The sequence below is a fragment of the Bacillus sp. FAU18 genome (assembly GCF_056033885.1).
Window position 1 is genome coordinate 1 of sequence record NZ_JBVYHZ010000001.1, and the last position, 10,788, is coordinate 10,788.

Genomic DNA, 10,788 nt, shown 5'->3' on the forward strand with positions numbered 1-10,788 from the left:
CTTTAGTAGCCGCAGAACGTATTCGCTCCATTTTTCAGCTGTTTCTTTCGCAAACAGATCTGTCGCATATTCGAGCTGCAAGCCAATGCCATTTTCATCGGTAAATCCGCCCAGTGTCAGATCAAACTTAGAAGTTCCCTGATGAGCCTCATAAGGTGAAATGCTCAGATTTTGCAATGCAAGCTGTTCTTTATCAGGGTTTTCTGTCGTCACCATCACATTAAACAATGGGTTTCGGCTCATATCCCGAGGGAGATCAAGCTGATTAACCAGATCTTCAAACGGATACTCCTGATGCTCAAGCGCTGACAGGTTCGTCTGCTTTGCTTGCTCCAAAAGCTCCGCAAATGTTTGCTGTTCTTTCGCTTCCATTCTCAGGGCAAGTGTATTGACGAACATTCCCGGCATGTCCTGAATATCAGCATTCGTCCGGCCGGCAGTAACGGAGCCGATGACGATATCCCGCTGTCCGGAAATTTTACTTAAAAAGACGTGGAAAACAGCATGGAGCACCATGTGCAAGGTCGTTCCGGTTTCCGTAAGCAGTTTTTCTACCGCCTTTGCCGTCTCACTTTCCGTACGGAAACGGATCGTATCTCCTTTAAAGCTTTGCACAGGCGGACGGGCGTAATCGAGCGGGAGATCAAGCTCTGGCAGCTCTCCTGAAAGAACCGACAGCCAGTACGCCTCATGCTCCTTAAACCGTTCTTTTTGCTCAGCTTCATTTTGCCAAACGGCGAAATCTTTATAATGAAGCGCCGGCTCCGGAAGCTGCTCTCCTTTGTAAAGCAGCGCCAATTCTTTTACAAAAATGCCTCTTGAGACGCCGTCTGCGATGATATGATGCATATCTAAAAGCAGCAAATGTTTTTTCGCTTCTATTCGAAGCAAAGCTGCGCGAATGAGCGGTGCGTCGTTTAAGTCGAATGGCCGGATAAATTCCTTAATCTTTTGGTCCGCTTCGTCTTCTTTGGCTTCAAACAGATGAAGATCAACCTCCGCCTTCTCAATGATGCGCTGAACAGGTCCACCATTAGCTTCCATAAATGACGTCCGCAATGATTCGTGACGATTCACAAGCTGATTGAGTGAGTCGCGCAGGCGCGAAATATCAAGCTCGCCTTCCATTAGAAAAACAGATGGCATGTTGTAGCTTATCGTCTGGCGGTCAAGCTGATTGAGCACGTACATCCGTTTCTGTGCGGATGACAATGGATACATATCCTGCTTGTCAGCCGGTTTGAGGACTTGATGGCCGCCTGAAACGGCAGACGCCTCCATATAAGCCGCCAGCTGGCGAACAGTCGGCTGCTCGAACAGTGCTTTAAGCGGTACGCTTTTCTCCAATTCCGCCTGAATGTTGGCAATCAGCATCATCCCTTTTAATGAATGGCCGCCTAAATCGAAAAAATTGTCGTCAATGCCGATGGCTTCTATGCCAAGCGTTTTCTGCCAAATGCGGTATAAGCTTTCTTCAAGCGCTGTCTCCGGTGCGGCCAAGGCCTTGCCTCCGGATTGTGCCGCGAGTTTTCGGCTTCGGCAAAGCGTTTCTGTCGGTTTTTCCGTTTGCCGTCAGCGGAATCGCGTCAACCTGCACAAAGAAAGCAGGAATCATATGAGACGGCAGTGTTAGGGAAAGCTGGTTCCGGAGCTCTGCTTTTTCAATAGCTTGATCCGACGTATAATACGCGCAAAGCTCTTGAGGCCGCCCTCGGAAACCGCTAATACAACCACTTCTTGAATTCTGCTGAGGCTGAGCATGACCGTTTCAATTTCTTTCGGCTCAATGCGGTAGCCGCGGTTTTTCACCTGATCATCAGCCCGGCCGATAAATGCAAGCGTACCGTCAGAAAGTTTTCGTACGACATCTCCGGTTTTGTACATGAGACTGCCCGGCGAATATGGATTTTCCACAAATCTCTCGGCTGTCAGCTGAGGCCTGTTGAGATACCCTCTCGCAAGCCCCTGTCCCGTGATATAGAGATGTCCGCTCGCTCCCGGCGGCACAAGCTTCAATGCTTCATTTAAGACAAGCGCGCCGGCATTCGCAATCGGCCGTCCGATTGTCGGGCGGTTCGCAAATGCATCCGGCTCAGACAGATCAACCCGCCCGGCGATGGCGCCGATTGTTGGGGGGGGGGGGCCGGGGGGATCGATAAATTCGTGTGTCCATACATCTTACGGAAGGCAAGGACGTGATTTGGGATGATTTTTTCTCCTCCCAAGACGATCAAGCGCAAGGATTCAAAGTTCGCATCTTTTGCAAAACTGGCTGAGTTCACTATTGTATGGAACAGAGACGGTGTCAGTTTGATATATGTGATCCCATGCTCCTTGATATAGTGCGCTATTTCATCCGGCGCCGTATAGGTTTCCTTCTGTACGATATGGAGCTCGCCCCCGCCAAGAAGTACGGGGAACATGCTCGTATAGCCAAGGTCAAATGCGTAAGATGAAAGCAATACGGTTACATATCGTTTTCCTTCAGGCTCGCCTCTTCACTAAACCAAGAGACATAGTTTGTCAGATTGCGATGCTCAATCTGCACGCCCTTCGGCTTTCCGGTAGTACCAGAGGTGTAAATGACATATGCAAGATTGCGAGACCCGGAAATCGATGATGGGCGCTCCTTGCTTTCATTTCTCCACTTATCGTCATCAAGGCTGACGATTGTCCCTTCATATTGCCCAATAGCCGTCATGTTTCTTTCATTCACGACCGCAATTTTTGCTCCGCTGTCCTCTAATGAATAACGGATTCGTTCTTCAGGTGTATCAGGATCAATCGGAAGGAAAGCTGCCCCCGCCTTCATGACACCGAGAATGGATACCATAACTTCAGCTGACCGGTCCATAACAATCGCGACAATGTCTTCATTTCCGGCCCCTTGGGCACGAAGATGATGCGCCAGCTGGTTCGCCTGTTCATCAAGCTCGCGATAGGTCAACAGATTTCCGCCAGCCTTCACCGCAGGATGGTCAGGTGTTTGCTGGGCCTGTTTTTCAAAAAGAGCGGCAAAGGTTGCTTCGGTAATTTGAGTCATATGTCTTTCTTCTAGCAAAGCAGCCGTTTCTGCAGATGAAAGCAGATCTACATCAGACAGCCGAACGTTCGGATTAGCCGCGGCCGCTTTGATGATATTGACAAAGTGGCGGCTCCAGCGGCGGATCGTCTCGTCCTTAAACAAGGCAGTCGCATAGTCAAAGCTTAGGCCGATATCCTCTTCACGCTCGACCGCTTCCAAGGAAAGATCAAATTTCGCAACATGATGAAGCATGGAATACGAGGAAATCTTCAAATCTCCTAATCTTAATGAAGGAATCTCCATATTCTGCATGTTGAACATCACGCTGAACAGCGGACTTCTGCTTGTATCCCTTGTAAGCGGAAGCTTTTCAATCAGCTCCTCAAGCGGATAGCTCTGGTGCTCGAATGCTTGAAGGCTGGCTGTTTTGACCTCTTCAAGGAATTGCGCGAAGGTTTTATCCCCCGCTGGTGCCGTTCTGAGTGCCACCGTGTTGACAAACATACCCGGCACACCTTGCAGATCAGGATGTGTTCTGCCAGCTGTCGGCGAGCCGACAATGATATCATCCTGTGACGCGTACTTGGAAAGGAGTACATTGAACGCCGCCAGCAAAAACATGTACATTGTCGTATCTGTTTCTGCCATGAGCGATTTGATTTGAGCCGTGATTTGCTTATCAAGCCCAAACATCACGCGCTCTCCCGCAAAGCTCCGTTCAGCAGGCCGCTCGAAATCCGCGGGAAGATCCAGTATTGGCAATTCGCCTTTAAAGACATCGAGCCAGTATTCCTCATCTTTTTGATTATCAGTTTGTTCTTTGTGCCAAACTGCATAATCTTTATAGTGAATTTGTGGCAGTTCCAGATCTGCGCCTTGATATATTTTGGCAAGATCACCGATTAGAATGCCTGTTGAACTGCCGTCAGTAATAATATGATGCATATCAATGAGCAGCAGGTGGCGTTTTTCTTCCAGCTGGACAAGCTTCGAACGGACGAGCGGCGCGCGGTTTAATTCAAACGGCTGAACAAATGCTTTGATTATCTCTTCCGCGTCTTCTTCCTGTCCCTTGGCAGCCTCCAGCTGGAACGATATGTTTTTATGAACGGTTTGCACAACCTCTCCGTCGATCATGTCAAACGATGTACGGAGGATTTCGTGCCGATTGATTAATTGCTGTATCGCGTTTTCAAGCCGGTCTTTATCTACTTCTCCCTCCAGCAGAAGTACAGCGGGGACGTTGTAGCTTGTGTTTGCTTGTCCAAGCTGATTGAGGATATACATTCTCCGCTGGGCCGGGGATACAGGATAATGCTGCTGATAAGGTGCTTGCCTGATCGGTTCAAACGTCTGCTCCTCCTTGCTCTCGTTCTCTTCCAAATACAGTGCCAGTTCTTGAATAGTCGGCTTTTCAAAAAGCACTTTTATCGGAACTTCCTTATGAAAATGCTCTTGGATTTTCGCCGTCATCATCATCGCTTTCAAAGAATGACCGCCGATCATAAAGAAGTTATCGGTAACGCCTGCTCTGACGCCGAGTATTCCTTCCCAGATCTCCGCTAATTTCTTTTCACTCTCTGTTTCTGGTGCTGCGTATTCCGGCTGCACGGCTTCTGATTGCGGTGCAGGCAGTTCCTTTTTGTTGATTTTCCCGTTTGGCGTGAGCGGCAGACTTTCCATTTGAATCAGGTGGGCAGGGACCATATAGTCAGGCAAAGACTGAGACAGTGTTTTTCTCAGCTCACTCACAGGCACTTCACGATCCGCCGTGAAGTACGCGCAAATTTCATTTTCATCCGCTTTGTTCTTGCGGATGATCACCGCAGCTTCTGTCACATGCTCAGCCATGTTCAGTTTTGTTTCAATTTCGCCAAGCTCAATTCGGAAGCCGCGCACCTTCACTTGGTTGTCGATTCTGCCTAAAAATTCGATATTGCCGTCCGGCAGCCATCTTGCCAAGTCACCAGTGCGATAAATTCTCTCACCCGGTCTGAACGGGTCTTCGAGAAATTGCTTCTCCGTCAGCTCAGGGAGATTCACATATCCTCGCGCTACACCGATTCCGCCTACGCAAAGCTCACCAGGCGCGCCGATTGGCTGCAGACATTGCTGCTCATCCAGGATGTAGGCAGTGGAATTTCCGATCGGCTTCCCGATTGGGATAGAGCCGCCATACTCACGGTCGATCAGAAAACTGGTTGAAAACGTCGTGTTTTCTGTCGGGCCGTATCCGTTCCACAATGAAAGTGACGGCGATGCCTGTTTTACTTTGCTGACTATATGCGGGACAAGTGCGTCTCCGCCGATGATTAAATGGCGCAGTGTGCCGAACATACCAGCATCCTTTGCGGCAAGCTGGTTGAATAAAGGTGACGTCAGCCACATCGTCGAGATTCTTTGCTCACGCAGAAATGCAGCAAATTGTTTCGCATCAAGCAGCGTCTCTTTTTTGACCGGATAAAGCGCTGCGCCATTCAGCAGTGCGCCGAATACCTCAAACGTTCCGGCATCAAAGCTGACAGCTCCCGTTTGCGCCATGCGGTCCTCTTCAGTAACAGGAACGTACCCGGCATTTTTGACGAGGCGCAGAATGCTTTTATGTTCGATCATGACGCCTTTCGGTTTGCCCGTTGAACCGGATGTGTACATGATGTACGCCAAATCAGACGGGGCGGATGGCAGGTTGAGATTGTCAGCCGCTTCACTCTCTTCAAAGCCTATGTCCAGTGTAAGAACCGGCACCTGCAGCTGATGTGCCTGCCCTGTATAAGAATTTCCGGTCAAAACCATTCGAACAGAGCTGTCCTCTGCCATGAAACGAAGACGATCCCCAGGAAGCGCTGGATCAAGCGGCACATATGCGGCGCCTGCTTTTAACACAGCCAGCATGCCGACAACGGTTTCTACTGAGCGGTCGTTCATAATCGCTGCTGTTTCCCCTTTTTGAAGCCCTTGTTCGACAAGCTTTCTCGCCAGACGGTTAGCCGCTGCATTCAACTCGCGGTACGTCAGCTCGGTTCCTTCATATACGACGGCAGTGCTCGCCGGCGTCCGTTTCGCTTGCTCTTCAAACACTTGGTGAACAGCCATTCCTTCAGGGAATTCGGCTTTCGTGCTGTTAAACACCTCGACAATTTGCCGCTGCTCTTGGTCTCCAACAAGCCCGTACTCACGCACAAAAGCGGCCGGCTGATCGACAGCTGCTTCCATCATGCGGGTAAGGTGCTCCGCTGTCCGTTCGATAAAAGCGGAATCAAAGGCGGCTCCGTTATATTTAATTTTGACGGTCCATGTTTTGCCTGGATACACAATCAGGTTGAAATCGAAGCTCGTTTGTTCAAATGCGCTTTCTACCTTAATCGAAAACCCGAGGCGGTCTTCCATGCTGCCGTTTTCAAGCTCTTGATCAAGCGGATAATTTTCAAACGCGACCAGATGGTTTAAGAGATTGCCATCAAGGGCTGAGCGTTTTTGAATCTCATAGAGCGGCACGTAATCGTAACGCTCTGCCTCTACTGCATGCTGCTGAACAGCTGTGAAAATATCAGCGAATGCAGCATCTCGTTCAACTTTCACCCGCACCGGAATGGTGTTGATAAACAGCCCCGCCATCGTTTCAATTCCGTTGATTTCAGACGGCCTTCCTGAGACGACCGTTCCGAAGACAACATCATCCGTAAAGTTGTATTTGCTGAGAACAATGCCCCAAACGGCCTGAAATAGGTTAGGCCCTGTCACTTGATGGAGATTTGCGGTTTGCTGAATACGGGCAACCAATGTTTCGTCCCATGTAAAGGAATATTCTTTATTGACGTATTCGTCTTTTTTTACAGGCAGGCGGCCCGGGAGCACGCTTGGCTGTTCAAAACCCGCCAAGCGCTCGCTCCAGTAGCTCTCCGCTTCTTCATTGTCCTGTTTTCCAAGCCACTTGATGTAATCGGAATAAGGCTTGCCCTGACCGTTTGCCGGTGTCCTGCCTGCTCTGAGCGCTTCATAGTTTTGGAACAGGCTTTTCATGAGGACGCCCATGCTCCAGCCGTCCATCATAATATGATGATTGCTCCAGACAAGATACAGCTGATCTGCATCAAGGCGGAAAACCGCTACCTTGAACAATATGTCTTTTGCCAGGTTAAAGCCTTGGCGCTGAACGTCTTGTTTGTAACGCTCAATGTGCTCTTTCTGGCGGTTCTCGTCTGCATGACTGATATCCTCATAATGCACCTTTGTTTTGCGTTCCGCTAACACGACCTGACGCGGTTTTTGCAGCTGCTGATGCACAAATACCGTACGGAGAATATCGTATGACCGAATCAGTTCATTGACGCTTTTCTCAAAGATTTCAAGATCAAAAGCGCCGTGAATCCCAAGCTCTAATTGTGTGAAGTACGAGGAAGAATGCGGATCAAGCATCGCATGATACAGCATTCCCTCCTGCATTGGTGTCAGTGCGTACACCTTTTGAATCGATTTTTTGCTCATATGCCACCTCTATTAGAAAATTTCCATTAATTTATCCAGCTCATCCAGCGTCAAATCGTCGTCACCAAGATCACTCGGGGTCAGTTCCGTACCGTCTTGAGATAGGCAATGTTCAATGATTCTGAGAAGATGCGCTTTAAAGCTGTCACTGAATGTTTGTACTGTTTTTTCATGAAATTCAAGAGAATGATAGGCCAGTGACATCGTCAGTTTTCCGTTTTCGATATATCCAACAACATCCAGCGCATTCGGTTTTTCTGTTTCAGGGCTTAATGACTGTCCTGATGGCAGCTCTGATCTCGTAAACAAACCTGCATCCGACATTTCGTCAAACTGACCTAAATAGTTGAAGCTGACATCCGGCTGAATCGAGAACGCCACATCTTCTTTATGTTCCGGTGCCGTCAGATAGCGCAGAATGCCGTATCCGACTCCCTTATTCGGCACATGTCTGATATCTTCTTTCATTTGCTTCAGCTGGTAGCCCAGATCATCCGCATGCTTCATATCGAGCACCATTGGGTACATACTTGTAAACCAGCCGACTGTGCGGGAAATGGTCAGGTCTTCTATGATTTCTTCACGTCCATGCCCCTCTAAATGAACACTTACTCGATCTTGACCCGTCCACTCCTTCATTGCCAATCCGAATGCCGTCAGCAAAATATCATTCATTTCTGTGTGATATGCCTCATGCACCTTTGTGGTGAGCTGTTCTGTCTCTTCAGCAGTCAGCGAGAATTCAATTGTCTTTGTATGTTTCATTCGCTGATCACCAGATTCGCGGTCTTTCGGAAGCTTTGCCGCGACTGCTTGTTCTTCAAGCTGTCTCCAATACTCTTTTTCTTTCAAAAAAGCTTTGGAGTTCGCGTAGTCTTGCAATCTCTCTGCATACTCTGCAAATGAATGTGTTTTCTGCGGGAGAACCGGTTCATTGCCTTGCTCAAGCTGTGTATATACTGCGGCGAAATCCTCCAGTAGAATCCGCCACGACACGCCGTCAACCACTAAGTGATGAATGGCAAGAAGCAAGTGGTCTCCGTCTTCCGCTTGGAACAAGCCTGCTTTTAACAAGCCGCCTTCCTGCAAGTCGATGCTGCTTTGCAAACGCTCCGCTTCTCTCTCTATACGGTCTTCGTAATCTGCAGCTTGGCCCTCAATCTGGATGACCTCCAATTGAGCTGAAGCAGCTTCAAGATCTCTGTTGTATTGAATGACGTCTTCCTGTCCCTCACGGTAGATCATACGGAGCGCGTCATGATGCTCGATCAGCGCCTGCAATGTTTTCTCCACCCGTTCAGGATCAAAGCCCTTCTTGGCGTGAAGCATCACCGATTGGTTCCAGTGGTGCTTGTTCGTGAAGTTCTTTTCAAAGAACCAGCGCTGGATCGGCGTCAGGATGACTTCGCCCTCCACCGGGCCTTGGTCTGCCTGTTTGCCTTCGGCACGCTCTACATATTGGGTAAGCTCTTCGATCGTCGGATGCTGGAGAAGATCTTCTCATTTCCAGCTTCCAGCCGTGCTGGTTGAAGCGGCTCGCCATTTGAATTCCTTTGATGATATCTTCGCCAAGCGAGAAGAAATTGTCGGTGACACCGACTTCAGACATTCCAAGCACGTCCTCCCAGATGCCGGCAAGCAGCTCTTCCATGTCGGTCGTCGGCGCTTTGTATTCTCCGCTTCCCGCTTCGATGTCCGGCTCAGGCAAGGCTTTGCGGTCCACTTTGCCGTTTGCCGTAACCGGAAGCTCGTTCAGCGTCACCCAGAATGCCGGACTCAGATGTAATCCTCGGCAGGAGTTTCCTTCAGTGCTGATTTCAGTGCTTCTATGTCAGCTGTTTCCGGTGTGACATACGCCGCGATCGCTCGGTGTTGCCGCCTTTATCTTTGACAGCTGTCACCGCCGCATCCTGCACCTCAGAAAGCTGGGCGAGCTGGACTTCAATTTCTGAGAGCTCGATCCGGTAGCCGCGGACCAAAAACTTCGTGTCCATCCGGCCCATGTACTCAATGTCCTACCCTGCCGTTCATTTCACCAAATCGCCGGTACGGGGCAGGGGCTCACCCGGCACAAACGGATCAGCAACAAACCGCTTCGCGGTTTCGTCTTCAATATTCAGATAGCCGCGTGCCAATCCGCGCCCCGCCACGCAAAGCTCTCCGGCTACGCCTTCCGGCTGCACCTGATTGCCCTCGCCGAGGATGCGTACAACTTCGTATTGGCGATCGCCCGTCCGATGGAAAGCGAGCCTTCCTCCGGATGGATTTCTGCGCTTGTTGTGCAACGACCGTATTTTCTGTCGGCCCGTAGTTATTGACGAAGCGGCGCACGCCATTTTCACTGTGGGTTTCAGCTCGTCTTCGCCGGCGAGCAATACGCGTAGCGATGTGTTCTCAAGCCCTCATGAACTGTTCCGCAAGCTGTGTCGGCAGGAACGTGATCGTTATGCCGTTCGTTTCAAAATAATCGTTCAGGCGGACTTTATCGAGGCGGATCGCTTCATCAATGACGTGAAGTTCGGCACCGATCGTCCAGGTCGGGAACATCTCCCAAATTTCAATTTGAAATCCAAAGCCTGCGTACTTCGCACTGCGGTCCTCCGCCGTCATGCTGAACGCGTCGTGGTGCCAGAAGCACAGGTTCACAAGCGCATGGTGCTCGACCATGACACCCTTCGGCTGTCCGGTCGTTCCAGACGTGTAAATCATGTACGCCAAGTTCTCCGCGGTTACAGCCGTCTCTGGATTTCCCTCGTCGTTTTCATCAAGTTGTAGGTCGAGAATCGTGCGGCTTCCGTCGAGAAGAATGACATCTCCCGTATAGCTGTCCGGCACTGAATTCCCCTCTTGCTTCAAGAGAAGCTTTGCGCCGCTGTCCTGTAAAATATATTCAATCCGCTGATGCGGGTAGTCAGGATCAATCGGCACAAACGCCGCTCCCGCCCCGAAGACACCGAGCACCGCGGCGGACATTTCAAGCGACGGCTTCGTGAGAATGCCGACGCGGTCATCCTGGTTTATAGCACCAGTTCACCCGAATCCGCGCAAGACGATTTGCCTTCGCATTCAGCTCGCCGTACGTCCAAGACTGGCCGTTGTATGTGACAGCCGGCGGTCTTTGTGGCGCTGGACAGTCTCTTCGATAGTTGATGTAACTGTTTCGTCTGTCGGCACAGGCAGCGATTTGCCCTTCCATGCCTTAAGAAGCGGTTGCACTTTTTCTGTTTCAGTGACAAATGACAGGCTGGAAAGCGGCTGGTTCGGGTTATCCGCAACAG

5 protein-coding genes and 3 pseudogenes are annotated in these 10,788 nt (G+C 50.1%); all 8 read right to left on the reverse strand.

Translation table 11 applies throughout. From position 1 onward, the window contains the following. Positions 1 to 1,500, reverse strand: a 1,500-nt coding sequence (locus AC0OMU_RS00005; RefSeq protein WP_474240793.1) for a condensation domain-containing protein, incomplete at its 3' end; no start/stop codon positions are given. Positions 1,501 to 1,629: 129 nt separating this feature from the next. Then, positions 1,630 to 2,127, reverse strand: a complete 498-nt coding sequence (locus AC0OMU_RS00010; RefSeq protein ID WP_474240795.1) for an AMP-binding protein — start codon at positions 2,125 to 2,127, stop codon at positions 1,630 to 1,632. Next, entirely contained in the window at positions 2,025 to 2,423 is a 399-nt protein-coding gene (locus AC0OMU_RS00015) for an AMP-binding protein (protein ID WP_474240794.1), read from the reverse strand. The genes AC0OMU_RS00010 and AC0OMU_RS00015 overlap by 103 nt, the downstream gene beginning before the upstream one ends. 44 nt (positions 2,424 to 2,467) lie before the next feature. After that, positions 2,468 to 3,043: an AMP-binding protein gene (locus tag AC0OMU_RS00020; RefSeq protein ID WP_474240796.1), complete on the reverse strand. Its 576-nt coding sequence runs from the start codon at positions 3,041 to 3,043 to the stop codon at positions 2,468 to 2,470. A 72-nt stretch (positions 3,044 to 3,115) separates the two neighbouring features. Further along, positions 3,116 to 4,288: pseudogene (locus tag AC0OMU_RS00025) on the reverse strand (condensation domain-containing protein); the annotation flags it as partial. After that, positions 4,234 to 4,374: a competence protein ComS gene (gene comS, locus AC0OMU_RS00030; RefSeq protein ID WP_010886404.1), complete on the reverse strand. Its 141-nt coding sequence runs from the start codon at positions 4,372 to 4,374 to the stop codon at positions 4,234 to 4,236. The pseudogene AC0OMU_RS00025 and the gene comS, both read right to left, overlap by 55 nt. Positions 4,375 to 4,465: 91 nt before the next feature. Further along, positions 4,466 to 7,510 (reverse strand): annotated as a pseudogene (gene srfAB / locus AC0OMU_RS00035) (surfactin non-ribosomal peptide synthetase SrfAB); the annotation flags it as partial. 12 nt (positions 7,511 to 7,522) lie between these two features. Beyond that, positions 7,523 to 10,788 (reverse strand): annotated as a pseudogene (gene srfAA, locus AC0OMU_RS00040) (surfactin non-ribosomal peptide synthetase SrfAA); the annotation flags it as partial.

What these genes read in the sequence shown, in the direction of transcription:
- AC0OMU_RS00015 (WP_474240794.1), bottom strand. Translation starts at nt 2,423, where the DNA reads ATGTTCCCCGTACTTCTTGGCGGGGGCGAGCTCCATATCGTACAGAAG.
- AC0OMU_RS00020 (WP_474240796.1), bottom strand. Translation starts at nt 3,043, where the DNA reads ATGACTCAAATTACCGAAGCAACCTTTGCCGCTCTTTTTGAAAAACAG.